The sequence below is a fragment of the Granulicoccus phenolivorans DSM 17626 = NBRC 107789 = JCM 15570 genome (genome assembly GCF_000423085.1).
GTDB lineage: Bacteria > Actinomycetota > Actinomycetes > Propionibacteriales > Propionibacteriaceae > Granulicoccus > Granulicoccus phenolivorans.
Genome location: NZ_AUHH01000043.1, coordinates 1 through 21,051 on the forward strand (window position 1 = coordinate 1; position 21,051 = coordinate 21,051).

General features: G+C 67.9%; 22 protein-coding genes and 1 pseudogene. 13 read left to right on the plus strand and 10 right to left on the minus strand.

Annotation, left to right across the window (positions count from 1 at the left end; translation table 11 throughout):
- Together G531_RS0115260 and G531_RS0115265 are read left to right on the plus strand one after the other, a co-directional pair.
- A pseudogene (locus G531_RS0115260) lies at positions 1-823 on the plus strand (DUF222 domain-containing protein); the annotation flags it as partial.
- Between the two features lie 141 nt (positions 824-964).
- Positions 965-2,191: an NAD(P)/FAD-dependent oxidoreductase gene (locus tag G531_RS0115265; RefSeq protein WP_026927899.1), complete on the plus strand. Its 1,227-nt coding sequence runs from the start codon at positions 965-967 to the stop codon at positions 2,189-2,191.
- Positions 2,192-2,200: 9 nt separating this feature from the next.
- Here G531_RS0115265 and G531_RS23135 read toward each other — a convergent pair whose 3' ends face one another.
- Complete coding sequence (locus G531_RS23135) at positions 2,201-3,556, minus strand: MFS transporter (protein WP_051215579.1); 1,356 nt, start codon at positions 3,554-3,556, stop codon at positions 2,201-2,203.
- Positions 3,557-3,823: 267 nt separating this feature from the next.
- On the opposite strand from G531_RS23135, the gene mhpA reads away from it, so the two are divergent.
- The 4 genes from mhpA to G531_RS24820 all read left to right on the plus strand — a co-directional run bounded on the left by mhpA (position 3,824) and on the right by G531_RS24820 (position 7,823).
- Positions 3,824-5,554, plus strand: coding sequence for a bifunctional 3-(3-hydroxy-phenyl)propionate/3-hydroxycinnamic acid hydroxylase MhpA (gene mhpA, locus G531_RS0115275; RefSeq protein WP_026927900.1), 1,731 nt, complete (start codon positions 3,824-3,826; stop codon positions 5,552-5,554).
- Between the two features lie 61 nt (positions 5,555-5,615).
- Complete coding sequence (locus tag G531_RS0115280) at positions 5,616-6,398, plus strand: IclR family transcriptional regulator (RefSeq protein ID WP_026927901.1); 783 nt, start codon at positions 5,616-5,618, stop codon at positions 6,396-6,398.
- A gap of 55 nt (positions 6,399-6,453) precedes the next feature.
- Positions 6,454-6,987: a DedA family protein gene (locus tag G531_RS23140; protein WP_145978728.1), complete on the plus strand. Its 534-nt coding sequence runs from the start codon at positions 6,454-6,456 to the stop codon at positions 6,985-6,987.
- Between the two features lie 62 nt (positions 6,988-7,049).
- Positions 7,050-7,823 (plus strand): DUF5134 domain-containing protein, encoded by a 774-nt coding sequence (locus tag G531_RS24820; protein ID WP_145978729.1) that lies wholly within the window; start codon positions 7,050-7,052, stop codon positions 7,821-7,823.
- Position 7,824: 1 nt separating this feature from the next.
- On the opposite strand, the gene G531_RS23145 is transcribed toward G531_RS24820, so the two are convergent.
- A complete protein-coding gene (locus G531_RS23145; protein WP_245630503.1) occupies positions 7,825-8,736 on the minus strand; it encodes an aldo/keto reductase in 912 nt (303 codons plus the stop codon).
- 32 nt (positions 8,737-8,768) lie between these two features.
- Between G531_RS23145 and G531_RS23150 the strand changes: the two genes are divergently transcribed.
- Complete coding sequence (locus G531_RS23150; RefSeq protein WP_035759276.1) at positions 8,769-9,101, plus strand: MGMT family protein; 333 nt, start codon at positions 8,769-8,771, stop codon at positions 9,099-9,101.
- A 10-nt stretch (positions 9,102-9,111) separates the two neighbouring features.
- Here the strand turns inward: G531_RS23150 and G531_RS0115305 are convergent, their stop codons facing one another.
- Positions 9,112-9,819 (minus strand): type 1 glutamine amidotransferase, encoded by a 708-nt coding sequence (locus tag G531_RS0115305; RefSeq protein ID WP_026927903.1) that lies wholly within the window; start codon positions 9,817-9,819, stop codon positions 9,112-9,114.
- Entirely contained in the window at positions 9,816-10,970 is a 1,155-nt protein-coding gene (locus tag G531_RS0115310; RefSeq protein WP_245630506.1) for a Mur ligase family protein, read from the minus strand. The genes G531_RS0115305 and G531_RS0115310 overlap by 4 nt, the downstream gene beginning before the upstream one ends.
- A gap of 301 nt (positions 10,971-11,271) precedes the next feature.
- Here G531_RS0115310 and G531_RS0115315 point away from each other — a divergent pair, with 301 nt between their 5' ends.
- Complete coding sequence (locus tag G531_RS0115315; protein WP_081684173.1) at positions 11,272-11,943, plus strand: DUF4386 family protein; 672 nt, start codon at positions 11,272-11,274, stop codon at positions 11,941-11,943.
- Here the strand turns inward: G531_RS0115315 and G531_RS0115320 are convergent.
- From G531_RS0115320 to G531_RS0115330, 3 genes are read right to left on the minus strand one after another with little or no spacing between them, the layout of a single operon-like run.
- Positions 11,940-12,143 (minus strand): helix-turn-helix domain-containing protein, encoded by a 204-nt coding sequence (locus tag G531_RS0115320; protein WP_026927906.1) that lies wholly within the window; start codon positions 12,141-12,143, stop codon positions 11,940-11,942. The two genes, G531_RS0115315 and G531_RS0115320, sit on opposite strands and share 4 nt — an antisense overlap.
- Complete coding sequence (locus tag G531_RS0115325) at positions 12,143-12,550, minus strand: hypothetical protein (protein WP_026927907.1); 408 nt, start codon at positions 12,548-12,550, stop codon at positions 12,143-12,145. Before G531_RS0115325 ends, G531_RS0115320 begins: the two co-directional genes overlap by 1 nt.
- A gap of 40 nt (positions 12,551-12,590) precedes the next feature.
- Positions 12,591-13,328 (minus strand): CPBP family intramembrane glutamic endopeptidase, encoded by a 738-nt coding sequence (locus tag G531_RS0115330; protein WP_081684174.1) that lies wholly within the window; start codon positions 13,326-13,328, stop codon positions 12,591-12,593.
- A 108-nt stretch (positions 13,329-13,436) separates the two neighbouring features.
- Here G531_RS0115330 and G531_RS0115335 point away from each other — a divergent pair, with 108 nt between their 5' ends.
- Positions 13,437-13,949 (plus strand): hypothetical protein, encoded by a 513-nt coding sequence (locus tag G531_RS0115335; RefSeq protein ID WP_026927909.1) that lies wholly within the window; start codon positions 13,437-13,439, stop codon positions 13,947-13,949.
- Here the strand turns inward: G531_RS0115335 and G531_RS0115340 are convergent.
- Entirely contained in the window at positions 13,930-14,370 is a 441-nt protein-coding gene (locus G531_RS0115340) for a MarR family winged helix-turn-helix transcriptional regulator (protein ID WP_026927910.1), read from the minus strand. The genes G531_RS0115335 and G531_RS0115340 overlap by 20 nt on opposite strands.
- Positions 14,371-14,487: 117 nt before the next feature.
- Here G531_RS0115340 and G531_RS0115345 point away from each other — a divergent pair, with 117 nt between their 5' ends.
- Positions 14,488-14,952, plus strand: a complete 465-nt coding sequence (locus tag G531_RS0115345) for a hypothetical protein (RefSeq protein WP_026927911.1) — start codon at positions 14,488-14,490, stop codon at positions 14,950-14,952.
- A 60-nt stretch (positions 14,953-15,012) separates the two neighbouring features.
- Here G531_RS0115345 and G531_RS0115350 read toward each other — a convergent pair whose 3' ends face one another.
- Entirely contained in the window at positions 15,013-16,104 is a 1,092-nt protein-coding gene (locus tag G531_RS0115350) for a glycerate kinase (RefSeq protein ID WP_026927912.1), read from the minus strand.
- Positions 16,101-16,814, minus strand: a complete 714-nt coding sequence (locus tag G531_RS0115355; RefSeq protein ID WP_026927913.1) for an aspartate/glutamate racemase family protein — start codon at positions 16,812-16,814, stop codon at positions 16,101-16,103. Before G531_RS0115355 ends, G531_RS0115350 begins: the two co-directional genes overlap by 4 nt.
- A gap of 471 nt (positions 16,815-17,285) precedes the next feature.
- Here G531_RS0115355 and G531_RS0115360 point away from each other — a divergent pair, with 471 nt between their 5' ends.
- From G531_RS0115360 to G531_RS0115370, 3 genes are all read left to right on the plus strand, one after another.
- Entirely contained in the window at positions 17,286-17,537 is a 252-nt protein-coding gene (locus G531_RS0115360; protein ID WP_226996974.1) for a helix-turn-helix domain-containing protein, read from the plus strand.
- A 122-nt stretch (positions 17,538-17,659) separates the two neighbouring features.
- Positions 17,660-19,546, plus strand: coding sequence for an SIR2 family protein (locus G531_RS0115365; protein WP_081684175.1), 1,887 nt, complete (start codon positions 17,660-17,662; stop codon positions 19,544-19,546).
- Positions 19,543-20,961: an argonaute/piwi family protein gene (locus G531_RS0115370; RefSeq protein WP_026927916.1), complete on the plus strand. Its 1,419-nt coding sequence runs from the start codon at positions 19,543-19,545 to the stop codon at positions 20,959-20,961. Before G531_RS0115365 ends, G531_RS0115370 begins: the two co-directional genes overlap by 4 nt.
- The last annotated feature ends 90 nt before the right edge of the window (positions 20,962-21,051 follow it).

Here is a 21,051-nt window from a genome sequence, read left to right on the forward strand (position 1 = left end):
CGCGCGCGAGAAAGCCCGCCAGGCGGCGCGGGCCCGGGATGTGCGTGTGTTCGGGATCATCGATGGTCACACCGACGTGTGGGGCCGCCTCGACCCCGGCGACGGTGTCGCCCTGGACGAAGCCCTCGCCCGAATCGCTGCCGCCCTGCCGGAATCCGAAGGCGACCACGGACAACGCCGCGCCAAAGCGCTCGGCTGGCTGGCGCGCAACGCGAACGGCGAAACCGTTCCCGACCACCTCCCCCTCGGCACCACCCACCCCGACCCCGAGATCGGGGACGGGCGCCGGTTCCGCCGGGGCCGTAGTGCGGAACTGGTCGTCCATCTCACCGGGACCGCCGGCCAGAGTGGGGTCGAGTTGAGTCCGGTTGCCCGGGTCGACGGGTACGGCCCGGTCCTCACCGACCAACTCGGGACGGTGCTGGCCGGGTGTCAGGTCAAGGTCCATCCGATCCTGGACACCGCCGATGTCGTCCCGGTGGACGGGTACCAGGTGCCGGAGCGGATGCGGCGCATCCAGGAGGCACGCAACCCGAACTGTGTGTTCCCCTACTCCGGGATCTCCAGCCGGTACTGCGACCTGGACCACACGATCCCGTTCGATCACCAGGCACCGGCCGGGGCCGGGCAGACCAGCCTGGCCAACACCGCCCCGCTGAGCCGGAAAGCCCATCGCGCCAAAACCCACGCCGGCTGGCGACTCGACCAACCCGAACCCGGCCTCTACCAATGGACCTCACCGGCCGGCTTCGCATACACCGTCACCCCCCACGGCACCATCGCCCACCCGGCCCCCGCCCAGGACCACCAGGCAGCCGCCTGAACCCACCCCCACGCCCAAACCCCGCCGGCCCCCGGCCAGCGGGGCCCGCAGGCTGCCCTGACCCTGGGGTGACGGGCAGGTCTAGGGTGGGCAGTAGTCCGTCGCAAGGACGCGGCGGCCGAATCGGCGGAGGGAAAGCGCGTGTCCAACAACCTTGCGGAATCCTACGAGTACGTCATCATCGGCGGCGGGACCGCGGCCGACAAGGCGGCCCGAGCGATCGTGAAGGGAGCTCCCGGCGCCTCGGTGCTGATCCTGTCGTCCGATTCGGACGGGCCGGTCTACCGTCCGGACCTGTCCAAGACGCTGTGGAAGAAGTCCGGCGACCAGGCCCGGGTGGAGAACTCGCTGCTCGGCACCGGTGACCTCGACGACGTCACCCTGGCCCTGCAGACCACCGTCACCGCGCTGGACCCGCAGGCGCACACCGTCACCGCGACCACGGCGTCCGGCTCGCAGACCATCGGCTACCGGAAGGTGCTGATCGCCACCGGCGCCACGCCGAACAAGCCGCTGGCCATCGACGATCCGCGCGTGGTCTACCTGCGCACCAGCGCCGACTACCGCGCTCTGCGCGAACGCGTCACCGACGGCACCCGGGCGGTGGTTGCCGGCGGTGGCTACATCGGTTCCGAGATTGCCGCCGCGCTGGCCAACAACGGTGCTCGGACCACGATGCTCTACCTGGAGCAGCGGCTCCTCGAGCGGATGTTCCCCGAATCGATCACCCAGCATCTGGAAGAGACCTATCGCGCCCACGGTGTCGAGTTGCACCCCGGCTTCAAGATCTCTGAGATCACTGTTGACGGTGATCACCTCGTGGTCACCGATGGTGCGAAGAGCTTTGACGCCGATGTCGTGGCGGTCGGGTTCGGCGTACATCCGAACCTGGAACTGGCCGAGGCGGCCGGGCTGACCCTCGACGGCGGCGGGATCCTGGTCGACGCGCAGTTGCGTACCTCCGCAGCCGATGTGTACGCCGCCGGCGACGTGATGGTCTTCGACGATCCGCTGTTCGGGCGTCGCCGGGTCGAGCACGTCGACAATGCCGAACACTCCGGTTCGGTCGCCGGTGCCAACATGGCCGGCGGCGAGGAGTCCTACGACTACACCCCGATCTTCTGGTCCGACCTGTTCGATGACGGCTACGAGGCGATGGGGTCGTTGGATGCCCGCGCGGAGGTGATTGAGCGCTGGAACGACGACCGCACCGCGGCCGTGCTGCACTACGTCCGCGACGGCAAGCCGATCGGAGTCCTGTTGTGGAACACCTGGGACAGCACCGGCAAGGCCAAGCAGGTGGTGGCCGACGTGAATGCCGGCACCATCTCCGTCGCTGACCTCGCCGGCACGATCCAACCGGGCTGAGCCTGCAGATCAGCCCTGGAACGCCTCGGACTCGGTGAAGGTCTCGGCCGCGGTGTGCTGGCTCTGCCGGGACGCGTGCGAGCGCGACAGGATCACGGCCAGGGCGGAGATGAGGAAGGCGATGATGATGTAGATCGCCAGCTTGGTCGTGTCGGAGCTCCCCTTCGGCACGACCAGCCACTGACCCACGATGGGGGCCAGGCCGGCGCCGAGCACTGAGCCGAGCTGGTAGGTGGCGGAGACGCCGGAGTACCGGGAGCCGGTGTCGAACAATTCGGACAGGTACGCCCCGACCGGGCCGTACATCGAGGCCTGCATCAGCGGATTACCGACGATGAAGCCCAGCGCGACCAGCCAGAAGTTCCCCGAGTTGAACAGGGCGAACATCGGGAAGACCAACACGATGCACAAGGCCGCACCGGCCAGCATGACCTGTTTGCGACCGAACTTGTCCGACAACCACGCGAAGAAGGGGATGGCAAACACGTGGAGCACGTTGCTGGCGGTCAGCATCAGCAGGGTTTCCGACTGCGTGGCCACGCCGGTGGCGACCACGTGCGGCACCATGAAGGAGGCCAGCAGGCCCTGGATGAACAGCGACGCCATCACCGCGAACGAGCCGAGGAAGACCTGGCCCCCGTGCTCCTTGAACAGCTTCGCGATCGGCAGACCGGTGTGCAGCTTGCCCTCGCGGCGCGCCTGTTCGAACTCCGGGGACTCGGTGACCCGGGTGCGCATGAACAGGCCGATGATCACGATGACTGCCGACAGCAGGAACGGGATCCGCCAGCCCCAGCTCAGGAACTGATCCTGCGGCAGGGTGGAGAACAGCGCCAGAACCAGGGTGGACAGCACCGCGCCGAACGGTGCACCTGCGACCGAGATGGACGCGCCCAGGCCCTTGGAGCCGGACTTCGAGTGCTCCATCGACATCAACATCGCGCCGGCCCACTCGCCTCCGACGGCGAAGCCCTGGATCACCCGGAGGACGGTCAGCAGAATCGGTGCGGCCACGCCGATGGTTTGTGCGGTCGGCATCAGGCCGACTGCGATGGAGACCAGACCCATCATCAGCAGGGTGATCACCAGCATGTTCTTGCGCCCGAACTTGTCCCCGAAATGACCGAACAACATGCCGCCGAGAGGCCGCGCCAGGTAGCCGGTGAACAGGGTCAGGTACGACAGCATCGTCGCGACTCCGGGCTCGACGCCCTGGAAGAACAGTTTCGGGAAGACCAGGCCTGCCGCCGCGGCGTACAGCAGGAAATCGTAGTATTCGACCGTGGAGCCGAGAAAGCTCGAGGCAATCGCGCGTCGGCGTTCGGCGGGTGTGCTGGTGACAGGTTGGCTCGCAGCAGGGGACATCGAGACTCCTTCGTCGGTGGATGTGGCATCGCACCTGCGGGACACGGACCAGTAGTGGTGTACGTGTCGGGCCCGACAGGTGGCGCTCAGAAGTGTGAGATGTCCGGAATCCCGTCAGCCAGCAGCGGTGCCATGATGTGGCACGCCCCCCAGTGCCATGATGTGGCACCCGCCGTGGTAGCGGAATCGGCGGGGCCGTAGTTTCGTCATTGTTCGGTTCGGTCCGATCTTCCCCTGCACATCAACCACCACAACAGGAGAACAGCAATGTCGCTGGACACAGATGTCATCATCGCCGGAGCCGGGCCCGTCGGGCTCGCGCTGGCCAACTTGCTCGGTACTTACGGCATCAAGGTCATCCTGGTCGAGGCCCGCTCTGAGTTGATCGACTACCCGCGAGGCGTGGGTATGGACGATGAATCGATGCGCAGCCTGCAGACCATGAACCTGATCGAGGAGATCACACCGTTCACCATTCCCCACCACGTGATGCGGCTGGTCAATGGGCACGGCGAGGTCATCCTGACCAACGATCCCAAGGGGGAGCCGTTCGGTTGGCCGCGCAAGCACGGCTTCATCCAGCCCCTGGTGGACAAGGCCATGTACGAGGGCCTGGCTCGCTTCGACGGCATCGATGTCCGGTTCAACCACCGCCTGACCGGGATCACCGACCACGGCGATCACGTCGAGGTCGACATCCAGATCGGCGGGGGAGCGGACGGGCAGGCCGACCTGGCCGAGTCCGGGGAAGCAGCGACCGGTTCGACCAAGCTCACCGCGCGCTACCTGGTCGGCACCGAGGGCGGCCGCTCGTTCACCCGTGGCTGGATGGGCGTCACCTTCGAGGGTCAGTCCCCGTCCACCCGCTGGGTCGTGGTCGACGTCCGCAACGACCCGCTGGGCCTGCCGAACGTGTACCTGGGCGCCGACCCGGCCCGCCCGTACGTGTCGATCGGTCTGCCGCACGGGATCCGTCGCTGGGAGTTCATGCTGTTCGACGACGAGCCCTCGGAGAAGGTCGAGGACGACGCCTTCGTGGCCGAACTGCTCAAGGAGCACGTCCCGGACTCCTCCAAACTGGACGTCATCCGCCGCCGCGTGTTCACCCACCACGGCCGGATCGCGGGCAACTTCCGCAAGGGCAACGTGATGATCGCCGGCGACGCCGCGCACCTGATGCCGGTGTGGATGGGCCAGGGCTGGAACTCCGGCATGCGCGATGCCACCAACCTCGCCTGGAAGCTGGCCACCGTGCTGCGTGGTGACGCCACCGAGCAGCTGCTGGAGACCTACACCGCCGAGCGGCACGAGCACGCCAAGGCGATGATCGACCTGTCGATGACCTTCGGCACCATCATCAAGCCGACCGACAAGGTAATCGCCGGCCTCCGCGACGGGCTGTCCAAGGTGCTCAACCTGTCCCCGCAGATCAAGGAATACTTCACCGACATGCGGTTCAAGCCGATGCCGCGGTACTCCACCGGCGTGGTCGTCAACGCCGACTCGCTCGAGCCGGGTCGCTCCGACGCCAAGCGGGCCAGCCGCTTCATGACCGTCCGCAACGCCGTGGACAAGATCACCCCGGTCGGCAAGCAGTTCATTCAGCCGCGGGTGCGCACCGCGCAGCACGACAACGCCCTGCTCGACGACGTGATCGGTCCGTGGTGGAGCGTGCTGGTCTGGGGCAACGACCCGGCCCTCCTGTTCAACGAGCAGGATCGCCAGACCCTGGACCGACTCGGCTTCCGGCTGGTCGCCCTGGTCTCGGAGACCCAGCGGGACTGGGCCGAGAAGGAGTACGCCGGGTCCGGGTCGCTGGTCATCGGGGATGTCGACGGCAGCCTCAAGGGCTGGTTCGACACCCGCGCCTACGGCATGGTCTTCCTGCGACCGGACCGCTTCGTGGCCGCCGCCTGCCTGTCCCAGGTCGGCCCCGAGGCGCTGCGGGCACTGCTCACCTCGATGAGCGCGTCCCCGGCACTGGCCGCCGTGCGCTGATCCGACGCCGGATCTGACGGGTCGGTCCCCACGCGGGGCCGGCCCGTACTAGCGTCCCCTCATGAGCTCTACCTCGGAGGGGACCGCCCGGCGCACGGCGGTCGACAAGGCCTGCGAACTGCTCTGGGCGGTCGTCGAACGCGACATGACCGGCGTCGGGCTGACCGACCTCGGCCGGCGCCTGAACCTGCCGAAATCCACCACCTTCCGACTGCTGAAGACCCTCGTCCGCAACAACGTGCTCGAACAGTACGGGGATCACTACCGACTCGGGGGACTGTTCGCCGAGGCTCTGCCGACCGGACCGCAGGTCGAGCTGATCCAGATCGTGCTGACCGGCTACTTGGCCAAGCTGTACGAGTTGACCCGCTGCACCGTGCAACTGGCCGTGCTCGACGACGCCGATGTGGTGTTCCTCAACAAACTGCACGGCATCCAGCGGTTTCCGTCCCCCTCCCGGATCGGCGGGCGCGCCCCGGCGCACTGCACCTCGATCGGCAAGGCGATGCTCGCGTTCGACCCGGTCAGCACGGAGAAGGTCTGCGCCCGCGGACTGGATCAGTGGACCGCGCGGACGAACACCGATCCCGACCGGTTGTGGGCCGAGCTGGCGCGCGTACGCAAGACCCGGATCGCGATCGACGACGGGGAATACGTCGATGCGGTCGCCAGCATCGCCGCTCCGATCCTGGTGGACAACACCCCCGTCGCGTCGCTGTGCGTCACCGGGGCCCGGGAGGACATCCTCGCCGCCGGGTACGAGCCGATCCTGCTCCGGGTCTGTGCCGAGGCGCAGCGGGCCTACCTGGCCCGACTCCGGCCCCCCCAGGTTAGGTCAACCTAATCCGGCAGGGTAGACTCCTCCGGAACAGGTGGGGGGACCAGGTTTGCAGGGCTTCGTGAGCGGATTCACCGCGCTGGTGGAGTGGGTGCTCGCGCTGCCCTGGTACATCGTGATCCCGACGCTGTGGGCCGGCGCCATGCTCCGCTCCAACGCCACGCACTGGCTCGGCCGCGGAACCCGGCACGGTGCCGGCGCGCTGTGGCGCCGGGTCCGGCCCGGGCGTGGGACCGAAGCCACCCAGCGCCGCCGCCCGCTTGCCGAGCGGTTGGTGCGTACGCTCGGTCCGCTCGCGGTCGTGATCGGCTTCTTCACCGTGGGCCTGCAGAGCGCGATCATGTTCACCTCCGGCGTCGCCCGGATGCCGCTCAAGCGCTTCGTGCCCGCCACCATGATCGGGTCGCTGGGGTGGGCCCTGATCTACGCCACGATCGGGATGGCCGCGCTGGAGGCGTTCGTCCTGGCGCTGACCGGTTCCTGGTGGGGAGCGCTGTTGCTGCTCGGCATCGTCGCGATCGCGGTGACGGTGCTGCTGCTGGCCGATCGACTGCTGGACCGGTGGCGGCCCCACGAAATCGTGACCGAAGGGTGAGACGATAAACCCCCGGCCCGTATTGTGCCCTCTAGTCTCCGGGCATTGAGCGCTATTCTGGCGTGGCTGAGCGAGAGGCCGCTGTGTTCACCCTGACCGAATCACCCGGAAAATTCGTCATTCTGCTGATCCTGTTCGCCTTCTGCATTCTGTGGGAGACGGTGGAACTCGGCCGGGCAAAGACCGTGCCCCAACGAGTATCGGTCGGCCTGCATTGGGTGATGGCCGTGGTGATGTTCCTGATGATTCCCGGCCCGACCTGGCAGGCGCTCATCGCGGTGATCCCGATCCCGGCGCTGACGGTGCTGTTCGGGCTGGCCGCGGTCTGGTTCACCGTCCGCCTGGTGATCGACGTACGCCGGGAGGGCACCGCACACCTGGGCCACGCCCTCAGCCACACCGTGATGTTTTGGACGATGACCTGGCACCTCGGCGCGATGGCGGTCCACCGATCGTTGCGGACGGCCTCCTCGAGCGCCATGACGACCGGACACAATCACGGCGGCCACGGCATGGCCCACGGCCACGGGCACGGCACCGCGATGTCGGCAATGCAACAGGCCGCCGCACCCGGTGGGACGTTGTGGGTGCTCGCGCTGATCGGCATCTTTCTGCTCGGGTTCCTGCTGTGGGCCTCGATCCGCGACCTGATTGCCGCTGTCCGCGGGATCCCCGGGGCCAGTCACGCCACGGTGGACGCGGCCGAGGGAGGCCGGGGCACGCTGTACTACCGGCTCTCGGCGCTGTCCTCGTTCGCGATGAACTTCGGCATGGTGCTGATGAGCCTGGGGCTGCTCGCACCGATCGTGCCGGTCCTGGGGCGGCTCAACTTCTGAGTCAGCTGGCCGAGGAGCGGCTGGGGATGCGTTGGTCGGTGTGCCCGCCGAGCATCTCCAGATCCTCCTCGGTCAGTTCCAGCTCGGCGCCGGCCGCGGAATCCCGGATCGTCTCGGGCCGGCTCGCGCCGACCAACGGAATCACATGCTCGCCCTGGGCCAGCGCCCACGCGACCGCGACCCGGGCCGGGCTGACCCCGTGCCGCTCGGCGACGGTCGCGAACGGCGGCACCTCGCTGGCCAATTGCCGGGCGGTCGCCGCCCCACCCAGCGGACTCCAACTGAGGAAAGCCACCTTGTTCTCCCGACACAACTCGAGTTCGGGAAAACTGCAGCGATACGTGGGGGAGAACTGATTCTGCACGCTCGCCAAACCATTGGGGCCGAGCAATTCGATCGCGATCTCGATCTCGTCACTGATCACATTCGACAGCCCGACCGCCCGGATCAGGCCCTCCATCTGCAGAATCTTGAACGACTCGATCACGTCGGCAAACACCTGCCAGCGGTCCGGGCGATGCCACTGATACACGTCGATCACATCGCGGCCCAGATTGGTCAAGGAGGCCTCCACGGCCGAACGCAGATGACGGTACGACCCGTTGCGGCTCCACCGACCGTCCATGGTGCGGACCAGCCCGCCCTTGGTCGCCACCACGACCCGGGACGCGTCGCCGGACCAGGAGCCCAGCGCCTCGGCGATCAGCCGCTCGTTGTGCCCGACGGTGTCCCAGGAGGGGGCGTACACATCGGCGGTGTCGATCAGCGTGATCCCGGCATCCAACGCCGCGTGCACGGTCGCGATCGCTTCCTCCGGCGTACGCTGCGGCCCCTCGGGCAGTGACAGGATGGACGCGCCATAACCGACGGCGGAGACGGAGAACGGTCCCAGGGCTCGGTGCGGCATCGGCATATCAACACGTTACCGGCAACTATGGGGGCACCGTGGAGAACAGCGCGGAATGGACCGTGGAACAGGTGCTGCGGGCCGTCGACCTGGTCCCGCCCGGGTGCGTGGTCAGCTACGGCGACATCGCCGATCTGATCGGCAGTACGCCGCGGCGGGTCGGCACGATCATGGCCCGGCACGGCGCCGCGGTCGCCTGGTGGCGGGTCACCAATGCCGCCGGGGCGCTGCCGCCCGGCCTGTTGCCCCGGGCGCGCGAACACTGGGCCGCCGAGGGACTGACCACCGATCCGGACGCGACCCGGGTCCGGATCGCCGCGCATCGGGCGGACCTGGTGGCCTGGGCCGCGGCGTACGACCGGGACCGCTGAGCCCGTCGGCTCAGCCGCGCACCGCGGCCAGCCGCTGCCGGCGCAGTTCGTCGTGCTCCCAGCGCTCCAGCGGATCGAGTCCGTGACCCAACGCCTGCTCCAGCAGATGATCGGCCAGGGCCGGGTTGCGGGCCAGCACCGGACCGTGCGGATAGGTGCCCAGCACCTTGCCCTGGACCGCGCCCTCGGTGCCGTCGCCGTTGCCGATGCCGACCTCGACGGTGGCCAGCGGGGTGGCCTGCGGGCCCAGCGCGGTGTAGCCGCCGTGATTCTCGAACCCGGTCAGCCAGGCCTGCTCACCCTCGTGGCCGTTCCAGTGGGTCAGGATCTCCCCGACCGCCCGCTCGGGCCCGCGGGTGGTGGTCACATCGAGCAGTCCCAGCCCCTCCCGCAGATCGTCGGCGTCCCCGACCCCGAAGGAGTGCCCCAGGATCTGGTACCCCGCGCACACCGCGAAGACCACCGCATCGCGGTCCACCGCCCGGTGCAGGCCGCCGTCGGCCTTGAGCAGCCGGACCGCGGAGGTCTGGGCGCCGTCCTCGCCGCCGCCGAGCAGAAAGATGTCCCCGGAGTCCGGCAGCGCATCGCCGGGTTCGACCTGGGTGAGGGTGGCATCGATGCCGCGCCACTGGGCCCGCTTGAGCAACACCTTGGCGTTGCCCTGGTCGCCGTAGATCCCCAGCAGGGACTGATAGACCAACACGATCTCCAGGCTCATGCGAGGCCTCCCATCTTGCGCAGCTTCTGGAACGGGGTGTACGTCGCCAGCACGTCGACCGGATTCGGATGGCCGGCCAGCGCCTCGGCGAGGTCCTGCTTCACGGTGAAGTCGACCTCGGCATAGCTGAGCCGGACCGCCAGGTCCAGCGCCCGGGGGCCGGCGGCGATGACGTTCTTGCCGGCCAGCTGCTCGAAGTCGACGTCCCACAACCAGGACACGTCGCGGCCGTCGGCAGCGACCGAGTCGATCGCCAGGACCACGGTGTCGGTGTTGATGATCGGCAGCGCCTCCGCCCACCCGGCCGGGTTCTTGGCCAGCAGCAGCCGCACGGTGGTGTCACCGATCGTCGTGGTAGCGAACCGGCCCGCCGGTGCGGTCACCTTCCGCATGCCCCGGATCGCGGTCCCCGCCGGTACGCCGAGCTCGGCCGCGGCCGCCATGGCCAGGGCGGCGTTGGAGACGTTGAAGGCACCCGGCACCTGCAGCTTCGGCTCCCACACCGTTCCCTCGGGATCGATGATCGTGTCCCCGGAGACCGACCAGGCCGGTTCCGGTTCGGCCAGATCGCATCCGGTGCAGTGCCAACGCTGCGCGGTCTGCTCGCCGGGGGCGTCGTGGCCCCGCAGTTCGGAGCCGCAGGCCGGGCACAGGGCCGAGTCCTGCGCCCAGACCGAGCGGGTCTCGACCCAGACGACCCGCTTGGCGGTCTGGGCGGCCCACACGATCATCGGCTCCTGGGAGTTGGCGATGACCACCGGGCCGTCGGCTCCGGCCGCTTCCAGCGCGGTCCGCCAGCTGCGCGCCAGGGACTTGATCTCGTGGTGGCGGTCGAGTTGGTCGCGGCTGAAGTTCAGCAGGACCAGGACCTCGGGTTTGCCGAGCCGGATCACGTCGGCCACCACGCGTTCGTCGGTTTCCAGGACGGCGAGATCGGCGTACGGGGCGGTGCTGAGGGCCGAGGCGATGCCGTAGTGCAGGTTGGCCCCGTCGGCGTTGGTGACCAGCCGCTGGGTGTCGGCGCCGAGGCCGGCGCGGACCGCCGCGGCCAGCAGATGGGTGGTGGTGGTCTTGCCGTTGGTGCCCGAGACCGCGGCGATCCGCCGGCCCTGGAGCAGCTTCGCCAAGGCGTCCTTGTCCAGCTTGGTCATCAGCTGACCCTTGATCGATGCCCCGGAACCCCGCCCGCTGATCCGCGACGCGAAGGCCGCCAGATTCCCGGCGGCCACCGCGGCGTTCAGGTGCAGGCGCTGGCCGCGGGTGATCCGGGCGGGGGCGGCCCGGCGTGCCAGCTCAGGTGTCATCGACTCTGCCATAGCGGCCATTGTTCCGCATCGGTCGCGGGAATCCCCAAGTCGACCACGCCGGGCGGGGCGATGTGAGGTTGCGCACGTGGTGGGTCCGGCCCGGCGCGGCGGTCCTAGAATTTTGTTGTACCGGGCGGTGAGGGACATGAGCACACAGTGGCGGGGAATGATCCGGCTGGCCTCGATCAGTGCCATCGTGGTGGCCTGTTTGATCCCGCTGCAGGCGGCGGTGTTCCTGCTCAGCCCACCGCCGAGCACCGTGCTGGGCTTCTTCGACCTGTTCCAGCGCAACCCCGGGTTGGGGCTGCTCGATCTCGACCTGCTGCTCACCCTGGATTACCTGGTGATGCTCCCGCTGTACTTGGCGCTGTATCTGATCATCCGGCATCGGGCGCCCTCGGCGGCGCTGCTGGCCGTGCTGCTGGGCCTGTTCAGCGTCCTGCTCTTCCTGGTGACCCGCGAGGCGACCTTCTCGATGTGGATCCTCAGCGATCAGTACCAGCACGCCGATCCGACCCAGCAGGCGGCGCTGCTGGCGAGCGGGCAGTCGTTGCTCACCTGGTACAACGGCGGCACCTTCGGGCTCAGTTATGTGTTGGGGGCGATCAGTACGCTGCTGTTCTCCGCAGCGCTGTTGCGGCACCGGATCTTCGGCCGGGCGCCCGGCGTGGTCGGCCTGATCACGGGGGTGACGATGCTGGTCCCGGCCAACGTCGGCATGGTCGGGCTGGTGGTGGCGATGCTGTCGCTGATCCCGACGATGCTCTGGCTGATCCTGCTCGCCCGCGCCTTCCACCGGCAGCTGGCCGAAACCTAGGCGGCGGGGGAGTCGGGGAAGAACACGTCCTCGATCCGGCACTCGAAGACCCGTGCGATGGTGAACGCCAGCGGCAGACCGGGATCCCAGCGGCCGGATTCCAGGGCACTGACGGTCTGTCGGGACACGTCCAGGGCGCGGGCGAGATCGGCCTGGGTCCAACTGCGCTCGGCCCGCAGGACCTTCAAGCGGTTGCGCATCAACGGTACTTCCGGTTCGCCAGCAGGCTGCCGATCCCGAGCCCGATGGCCCAGACCGCGGTCACCCACACCATGCTGAGCCGCGGCGCGCCGACCAGTTCCCACATGCCATAGGTGAAGGTGACCAGCACCGTCAGCGCGATCGAGAAGGCGAGTGCTTCCAGGAGTTTGCGGACCTGGAACTCGTCGGCCTCGCGCAGGTAGCTCCACAGCGCCCAGATGCCGCCGGCGATGCCGATGATCGGCAGGGAGACGATCACGAAGCGGACAGGGGAGTCCCGGAACTGCTCGGCGAGGGGAATTGAGACCAGGATCAGCACGGTGTAGACCAGCGCGGAGCCGCCGAAGCGTACGCCGTAGTTGCGGTTGGATCGCTGCTGGCGGGTGCGTCGCTTCGCTGCGGACATGTCTGTCTCCGTTCGGGTCGGGGTGAGCGTACGGGTCGGCTCACAGCAGGTTCGGCAGCCCGAGGAACAGCACATCGAGCAGCCAGTGGGCGATGATCAGGGGTGCGAGCCGGCGGAAGCGCCAGTACAGGGCGCCGAAGACCAGACCGCACAGGAACATGGCGAGAAACCGGGCCACGGCCGCTTCCGGCGAGGTCAGCGACAGGGCGATGTGCTGGGCACCGAAGGCGAGGGCAACCACGATCCAGGCGATCCACCGGCCCCATCGCTCGGTCAGCGCCGGCTGCGCCCAGCCGCGGTAGAGGTACTCCTCGGCGAGCGCGATCGTCACCGGCATGATCAGCAGGGTCCACAGCCCGTACCACAGCGGTGGCTGCGCACCGGCGGGCGGAATCGGCGGAGCGCCCCCGTAGACGATCAGGTTGGCCAGGTAGCTTGTCGCGAAGAGCGTGACGGTCAGGATCACCAGGACCAGCAGGCTCCAGCCCAGGTCGCTGATCCCCCAGGCGAACAGCTCACGGAGCGTGCGTCCCTCCCGGTGGAGTACGCGGGTGACCGCGGCCAGGGTGATCAGGTCGACCGCGACGATCGCGATATTCAGCCAGATCATCGGCCGGGGCCACGGATCCAGTACGCCGGCCGCGGCGAGGGCGTACAGCACGCCCGCGGTCAGGAGCAGCAGTGCGGTCCGGCCGAACAGGAGGGTCAGGGTGAGCGGCATACCGGTCCTGGCGCCCCCGGACACGGTGGTGGGTGCTGCAGTGGCGGTCCGATCCATACCTCAAATGTAAAGAAATATAGACATCAAGTCAAGATTGCTTGTCATATGTGCAATCTTTCTTGACATCTGTGGTTGCGGGGCGCCGGCGTGTGTCAGTCTCGTGTCATGTCGCAGGAGGGCGAGGCCGAGCAGCCGAGTGGTGAGCACGTTGTCCATCACGTCCGGGAAATGTTGTACGCCTCGATCACCGGCGTGGCGACCCTGCTGGCGCTGTATGTCCACGCGGAGAACCTGACCGGACGGGCGGCCGCGGCCAGCCTGGCGACCACGATGGGCGGGTTGTTCCTGGCCAGCCTGGTGGCCGACACGCTCGCGTACGCCCACGCTGGGTCGGGGGCACCCAAACCTTCGGTGCTGCGGCGGATCCTGAGCGTCGCCGGCCGGGCGCTGGAGGTCGCAGTCGTGCCCGGGGTGATCCTGCTCCTGGCCGATGCCGGTCTGTGGTCGGTCCGGACGGCGATCATCATTGCCGTCGTGGTGCTGTCGGTGACTCAGTTCATCCTGGTGCTGCTGGGGCTGCGGGGCGCGGGGTCGACCCCGGCGCAGAAGCTGTGGTACCTGCTGCTGCAGGCTGCGGCCATCGTGGCGGTGGTGTTGTTCAAGGTCCTGGTGAAGTAAGCAGGATCCGGGCCAACAGTGCGCGCAGTTCTCGGGCGCCCGCCTCGCCGACGATCGGGTGCAGAAGTGCGTCCTCGGCTGCCCGGATCTCCTGTTTGACCCGGCCGAAGGTGTCCTGGCCGGTGGGTGTGAGGGCGACGGTGAGTTGGCGCTGGTCGCCGGCCCGGGTGCGAGTGATCAGCCCGCGGGAGTCCAGTTCGGTCAGGTGTCGCCCGAGGCGGGTGGGATCGCGACGAGTGCGTTGGGAGAGCTCGGCCTGGGATACCACCTCGCCGGACGCGAGCTCGGTGATGATCGCGTACTCCCACATTGAAAGGCCGGCCCGGCCGAGGATCGGCTCCTCCAGGGCAATCAGGTGCGGCAGGAGCCGGGCCACCAGGGCACCCAGGTCCGGTTCGTCGGCGCTTCGATCGATCACCATTGACTCCCACCCTTCAATCATCTACCGTGGTAGATGATTTAATTTCGCAGCTCGCGCCCCAGGACGCCACCACACCGGAAGCGAGGACACGCGATGAACGTATCCACTTTGCACACAGTGACTGAAGATCTCGCCGGACTTCTTTCCGAGGTCACCCCGGGGGACCTCGGCCTGCCGATCTTCGGCACCGGCGAAGATGTGGGCGACCTCTATCTCTCCCTCGTCCAGCAGACCCTGGCCGCGGCCGCGGCCCTGGCGGGTCCGGCGAACGCCGGCGACACGTGGCCCGAACTGCGCAGTCGGGCCGACCTTGCGGCGGTGGACGTGTCCGGGACCTGCGGCCTCGACGTGGGGTACCGCGAATCGGCCCGAGTGCTGCTGGCCGCCTTTGCCGCAGCGGAACTGCCGGACGAGATCATCACGGCTCGGTACGAGGAGCAACTCGCCACCACGGTGCTGCGGACCTGGGACCTCGGTGAGGCGCTCGGCCTCCCGTATCAGCCTGATGCAGCGATCGCGCGGCGCGTCCTGCGCCACCTCACCGCAATCCTGGAGCCGGCGCAGGGTGCTGGCCGAAAATGATGGTCACGGCCACTCGCCGGACCAGGGAGTTCGACCCGTAGCGGTAGACTTCGCCCTTGTTCACCCGGCCAGGGCTCGCCCGGCCGCCTGCAACCAGCGGGCCGGGTCGGCCAGGGCCGCCGCGGTGCCGCCGGCCAGGTCGGTCAGCGAGAGTGCGGCGACGTACGGGGTCAGGTCCGCGTCGGGAGCGATGCGGCCGGCCACCAGTGCCACCGGGACGCCGGCCCGAGCGGCCAGCGATGTCACCAGGGCCGGGGCTTTTCCGTGGCCGGACTGGGCGTCGAAGCTTCCCTCGCCGGTGATCACCAGAGCGGCGCCGGCGAGCGCCGCGGGCAGCCCGATCAGTTCGGCCACCGCGGCGGCCCCGGGAACCAACCGGGCGCCCCAGGCCTGCAGCGCAAAACCGGTACCGCCGGCCGCGCCCGCGCCCGGGACGGTGGGGTCGGCCGCCGGTAGCGCGGCGCCGACGACCTCGGCCCAGTGCGCCAGTGCGGCGTCCGCCTCGGTCAGGTCCGCCACTTGCAGGCCCTTCTGCGGACCGAAGAGGTGGGCGGCCCCGTGCGGGCCGAGCAGGGGAGCAGTGACATCGGACAGCACCCGTACGCCGCCGGGCGGGGGAGCTGCGAGCCCGGTGGTGTCCAGCACCTCGATCCCGGCCAGGCCGCGCAGCCCGTCCGGACCGGCGTACCGGGCACCCAGGGCGCGCAGCATTCCGGCCCCACCGTCGGTGGAGGCGCTGGAACCGATGCCGAGGACCAGTCGGTCCACGCCGTGCTCGAGTGCTGCCGCAATGGCCCGGCCGAAGCCGCGGGTATGCGCGTGGTGGGGCAGGCGACGTTCGCCGAGCAGCTCGATGCCGCTGGTCGAGGCGAGTTCGACCACCCCGGTCCCGTCCGGGAGAAGCAGCCAGCTGGCCTCGACAATCCGATCGTCGGGTCCGGGGACGCGTACCGGCATCGCGCGGGCTCCGGGCACAGCCGCGGCGAACGCAGCGAGCGTCCCTTCGCCACCGTCGGCCATCGGGCGCGTGATCACCTCGGCGCCGGGATCGACTTCGCGCCAGCCGGCCGCCAATGCCGCGCAAGCGTCGGCTGCGGTCAGCGAGCCCTTGAAGCTGTCGGGCGCCAGGACGACTCTGCGGGCAGCGGTCACGGCAGCCGGCCCGGTGGGGTCAGGCCCAGGGCTCGGTCGACCGCGGCCGCGACGTGGATCTGCGTACTCGCGAAGACCGGGACCGGACTCTCGCCGGGCGAAATCAGCAGTTCGATCTCGGTGCAGCCCAGGATGATCCCTTCCGCGCCGTCGCGGAGCAAGCGGTCGATGATGTCGCGGTACGCCAGCCGGGATTGCTCGTCGACGATGCCGCGGACCAGTTCGTCGTAGATGACCCGATGGACGGTGTGGCGATCCTCGGCACCGGGGATCAGGGTCTCGATGCCGTGGGCGGCGAGCCGGTCCCGGTAGAACGGCTGCTCCATGGTGAACGCGGTGCCCAGCAGACCGACACGGAAGACCCCGGCCCGGCGAACCGCCGCGGCGGTGGCGTCGACGATGTGCAGCACCGGTTTGTCCACCGCCTCGGCAATCCGGTCGAACACCAGATGCATGGTGTTGGTGCACAGGATCAGCAGGTCGGCACCGGCGGTGGCCAGGGCGCGGCCTCGCGCGGCCAACAGGTCGCCGGCCCGGGACCATTCGCCGTGCCGCTGCAACTCCTCGATCTCGGCGAAATCGACCGAATCGAGCAGAATGCGCGCCGAGTGGACGCCGCCCAGGACCTCGCCGACCCGAAGATTGGCGAGCCGGTAGTACTCGAGCGTGGACTGCCAACTCATTCCGCCGAGCATGCCGATCAGCTGCATGCGCCCCAGCGTACTGAAACCCCGGAAGAGGTCTCGTAACTATGCGTGACGCCACTGATCAGATCGGGCAGACCGCCGGGCGGATTGTCACGCCACCAGATAAGTCGAGCGGGGATCCAGGGCCCGTCCTTGATCGGGCGAAATGTGACGCCGGGCCGCGCATGATGGTGCGCCGTGGCCGATGATATCGCCGAGTCGACGAGGGAGGTGTCGACAGGAGGCCCAGCGGGAACCGCGACCAAGGGCGGACTCTTGGTCGCAAGTTCACACCTGACCCGTTTGGGGTGCCTGGATAGCACGTTCGGCAACATTACCCCCAAGACAAAAACCCTTGTCAACCGCATGAAGCGAGGAGTCTACGAGGTCTCCCGTCGACCTCAGGACGCTGCTCCGAGGGATGATCGGGGGCCAGTGGCAAGGACTGTCGAGACGGCTCAAACTTTCCTCACGGCATCGGAGATCGATGCTCTGGTGGGTGACTACCTGGCCGGAGCAGGGGTCCAAGAGTTGGCTGACCGGTACGGCATCCACCGCGCAACAGTGTTCGCGCATCTCCGTCGCCGCAACGTGCCGGGTCGGCGGCCCGGCCTGAGCCTCAACGAGAAGGCCGAGGCCGTCCGCTTAGCACGGGCGGGCATCTCGATGCGAGCGATCGGCCGCAGGATGGGAGTGGATCGCAAGGCTGTGCGGGCGGCGCTGGTCGAGGTAGGCCTCTTGATCTAGGGGGTCGGGACGGACGCCTGCTGGCGGTGACCAGGGACAAGCGAAGTCAGCGGACCCTTTTGAGGCGACAGTGGGGCCGGTAGTTCGAACTCAAGGACGGAGTCAACGATTTCGAAGTTGACATGCTGAGTGCGCTGCTGGCGCGTCGAAGTCCGGGCAGTGCGTGTCAGGCATGGATCGGTCATGACCCCGTGCGAGCATTGAGCGTGGATACTCTAGATCAGGGAGACTTCGTGCGGGCCTGGGCTGTTCAGCCTCGGCGGTTCGCATGGCTCCTTGGCGCGGGTGCGAGCGCGTCGGCCGGTTTGCGGACCGCGAACCAGGTCCGCGACGACCTCCTACTGCGGGTGTACGCGGAGCGGCACGGGCTCATCCGTCAGAACCTAAACGCTAATGACCCGAACGTCCGTTCGGTGTTGACAGCCTACTTCGACGGCCGCAACGGCATGGTTCCGTTCGGTTCCGCGGATGATTACTCGTGCGCGTTCAAGCTGGCTCTGCCAGACGAGTCGGCTCGTCGCTCGTACCTGCAAGGCATCTTGAAGGGCTGCCGGCCTAGTTTCGGTCAGAGGGTCTTCGGAGCGCTGATGACCGCTGGCTTCATCGACATCGTCACCACGACCAACTTCGATGACCTGATCGAGCAAGCGGCAGCCGAGTCCTATACGGCCGTCAACGATGTCAGCGATCCACGGCGCCTCTACGTTGCCGCCTTGAACAGTGTCGACCGTGCGCGCCGCATCCTGTCCGCCGAGAGTCACCCGCTGCTGGTCAAGCTCCATGGCGACTTCCGTGAGTCGTCGCTGAAGAACCTGACCGAAGAGTTGGTCGTGCAAGACCAGGTGCTGCGCCAGTCCGTGCAGGACGTCAGCAGGAGTGTGGGGCTGGCTGTCGTGGGCTATAGCGGTCGTGACGAGAGCGTCATGGAGATGCTGGAGAGCTCCACACTTCTTGATAGCGCATGGCCTGCTGGTCTGTGGTGGTTCACCAGGGAACCAGGTCGGCTGCCCGAACGGGTGCGTCGCCTTTTGGAGATAGCAGCCGAACGCGGGGTCGCCTCCTACCTGGTGGCGTTGGAGACCTTCGACGAGCTGATGGCCAGCCTCGTCCTGCAAGCCGAACTCACCGACGATGCCCGCACGTATATCAACGGTCTTCAGTCGGCGTCACGGGTCGCCGACGCCTCTCCGCCCGTGGCGAGCAAGCGCAGCTACCCGATTATTCGCTACAACGCGCTCCCTGTCTTGGCCGCGCCGACCTCGGTCCTGCACGCTTCACTGTCCGGCATCGACAACGAGGAGTTCCGCCGACGATCCAAGGAAGCCGGATGGCGCGGAGTCGCCGTCCAAGCCGGCGGAAGCGTATGGGGCTGGGGTGACCCCGAGCAGTTGGCGCGCATCGTCGGCACCACCCCCGAGAACGTCGACATCGACCTGCTCAGCGGTGACCTGGAGCCGGGCCTGCACGCTCTACTCGTCCAAGGCCTGGCCCGGTCGGTCGCATCCTGGCTACCGGCACGAGCCAGAACAACTCGCCGCGACGCTCTGGTGTTGTTGCACGAGTGGGATGACCTCAGCGAGTCGCGTCAGCTTACTCTTCGCCGCTTCAAGAAGGCCTACGACGGCCAAGTGACCGGCCATCTAGGTAAAGGTCGTGGACAGAACCGGCTAGCAGAGCAACGTGCCTGGGCCGAGGCAGCACGCCTCCACGTCGAGTGGCGCTGGGGTGCTCCGTGGATGATTTTTACCCCGTTTACCTGGGTCGAGCGCCTCGAACGCGACGAGGACGACGATAGTCCGGTTGTGGACCCAGCAGCGGATTGGCGTCGGGAACGCTGGGTGCAACGCAAGCAGAACGAGAAGTGGGCAAGCATCATCGATGTCTGGGCTACTTCGATCGCGCCACAGCGCAAGGACGTCTCATTGCGCCTTCCCCGTACCTGCGACCCTGACACTTTCGGTGGTTTCACTCTCGGTGCGTTCTCCGCACATAGTTGGAGGTCAGCATGACCCTCGACTTTGACTCTCGCCAGCCCTGGGCACCGCACACGATTCTTCAGGAACCGATGCTGAAGTTTGACAGCAGCCCGACCCCGGCAACCGCGGGTCACCCGCTCGTCGGACTGCTCGACCACGGCCCCTACGCCGGACCGCCGACCGCTAGCGTGCGACTCGCCACGATCACCCTCAACGGTGACAAGCCGAAGCTCTACGACTTCCTCCGCGGTGCCACCCAGGCACACGAACCCAGCGACCGTCTGGCATACGTGCCGCGATATCCGGGGTTCGAGGCGCTGTTCAAGGCCGAGCTTCTTCCTCAGTCCGACGCCCACGTCGACATCCGGAGCGCCGAGATCGGCACCGGTGCTGACGCGCACGACCGACTCAGCGAGGCGCTTGCCCGTGCGGTGCGGCACCTCCACACCGTTCGCGACTCCTGGGACGTCATCGTCTTCCTACTCCCTGCAGCCTGGGAGCCTCTGAGGCTCAGCGCCGACGGTGCGCTGGACCTGCACGACCGGTTGAAGGCGACGGCCGCGCTGCTGGGCTGTCCTATCCAGATGATCCGCGAGACCTCCGCGCTGCAGTTCAGGTACAAGTGCTCCATGTACTGGCGGCTGTCGATTGCGCTGCTGACGAAGGCTGGCGGCGTGCCGTTCCGGATGATGCGTCCCACTGAGTCCGACACTGCCTACCTCGGGCTGGCCTACGCGATTCGCGGCGGGACCGCCAACGAGTTCGTCACCTGCTGCTCGCAGGTCTTCGACGCCGAAGGCGGCGGCTTCGAATTTATCGCCTACAACGTCGGCGCCGACCGTGACCTGGAGAACCCGCATCTGACCCGCGACGAGATGCGCACCGTCATGGCGCGCAGCGCTCGCCTCTACCAGCGGCGCAGGGCCGGGTCTCTGCCCCAGCGGCTTGTGATCCACAAGACGACAACCTGGCGTGAGGAAGAAGTCGCAGGGGTCTTCGACGCGTGGAGCCCGGCCGTTCCTGACATCGAGTGCCTCCAGGTACGTCTAGACACACCCTGGACCGGGGTTGCCCTCCGCGGCGGCAAGGGCAACTCGGCGGTCGCCAACGAATGGCCTGTGGGCCGCGGGTCTCTTCAGTATCTCTCTGGGCGGGAGGCACTCCTGTGGATCGCCGGTACGGCGAAGGGTGTCGCGCTGACGGGTGAGAACTATAATCAGGCAGCCAAGGCTCTACCGACCCCGATTGCGTTCAAGCGTGACGCGGGTGCTGGCCCCCTGGAGATTCCTGCCAGCGAAATCCTTGCCCTGTCGAAGCTCGACTGGAACAACGACGCCCTTTACGGTGTGACCCCCGTGACTATCTCCTACAGCCAGCGGCTGGCACGAATCATTAGCAGGGTGCCAGCGCTCCCGGACGACAGCTATCAGTTCCGACTATTCATGTGACCGGCTCGGCCAACTGGCATCCAAGTCTCAAGCCTTCCGCCACACACCATGGCCGCCGGAACCGGCCGCAGCGACACCGCGTTATAGGCC

Coding starts and splice junctions, on each gene's coding strand:
- G531_RS23135 (WP_051215579.1), bottom strand. CDS start 3,556: ATGTCCCCTGCTGCGAGCCAACCTGTCACCAGCACACCCGCCGAACGC.
- mhpA (WP_026927900.1), top strand. CDS start 3,824: ATGTCGCTGGACACAGATGTCATCATCGCCGGAGCCGGGCCCGTCGGG.
- G531_RS0115280 (WP_026927901.1), top strand. CDS start 5,616: ATGAGCTCTACCTCGGAGGGGACCGCCCGGCGCACGGCGGTCGACAAG.
- G531_RS23145 (WP_245630503.1), bottom strand. CDS start 8,736: ATGCCGATGCCGCACCGAGCCCTGGGACCGTTCTCCGTCTCCGCCGTC.
- G531_RS0115305 (WP_026927903.1), bottom strand. CDS start 9,819: ATGAGCCTGGAGATCGTGTTGGTCTATCAGTCCCTGCTGGGGATCTAC.
- G531_RS0115310 (WP_245630506.1), bottom strand. CDS start 10,970: ATGACCAAGCTGGACAAGGACGCCTTGGCGAAGCTGCTCCAGGGCCGG.
- G531_RS0115315 (WP_081684173.1), top strand. CDS start 11,272: ATGAGCACACAGTGGCGGGGAATGATCCGGCTGGCCTCGATCAGTGCC.
- G531_RS0115320 (WP_026927906.1), bottom strand. CDS start 12,143: ATGCGCAACCGCTTGAAGGTCCTGCGGGCCGAGCGCAGTTGGACCCAG.
- G531_RS0115325 (WP_026927907.1), bottom strand. CDS start 12,550: ATGTCCGCAGCGAAGCGACGCACCCGCCAGCAGCGATCCAACCGCAAC.
- G531_RS0115330 (WP_081684174.1), bottom strand. CDS start 13,328: ATGGATCGGACCGCCACTGCAGCACCCACCACCGTGTCCGGGGGCGCC.
- G531_RS0115335 (WP_026927909.1), top strand. CDS start 13,437: ATGTCGCAGGAGGGCGAGGCCGAGCAGCCGAGTGGTGAGCACGTTGTC.
- G531_RS0115340 (WP_026927910.1), bottom strand. CDS start 14,370: ATGGTGATCGATCGAAGCGCCGACGAACCGGACCTGGGTGCCCTGGTG.
- G531_RS0115355 (WP_026927913.1), bottom strand. CDS start 16,814: ATGCAGCTGATCGGCATGCTCGGCGGAATGAGTTGGCAGTCCACGCTC.
- G531_RS0115365 (WP_081684175.1), top strand. CDS start 17,660: ATGCTGAGTGCGCTGCTGGCGCGTCGAAGTCCGGGCAGTGCGTGTCAG.
- G531_RS0115370 (WP_026927916.1), top strand. CDS start 19,543: ATGACCCTCGACTTTGACTCTCGCCAGCCCTGGGCACCGCACACGATT.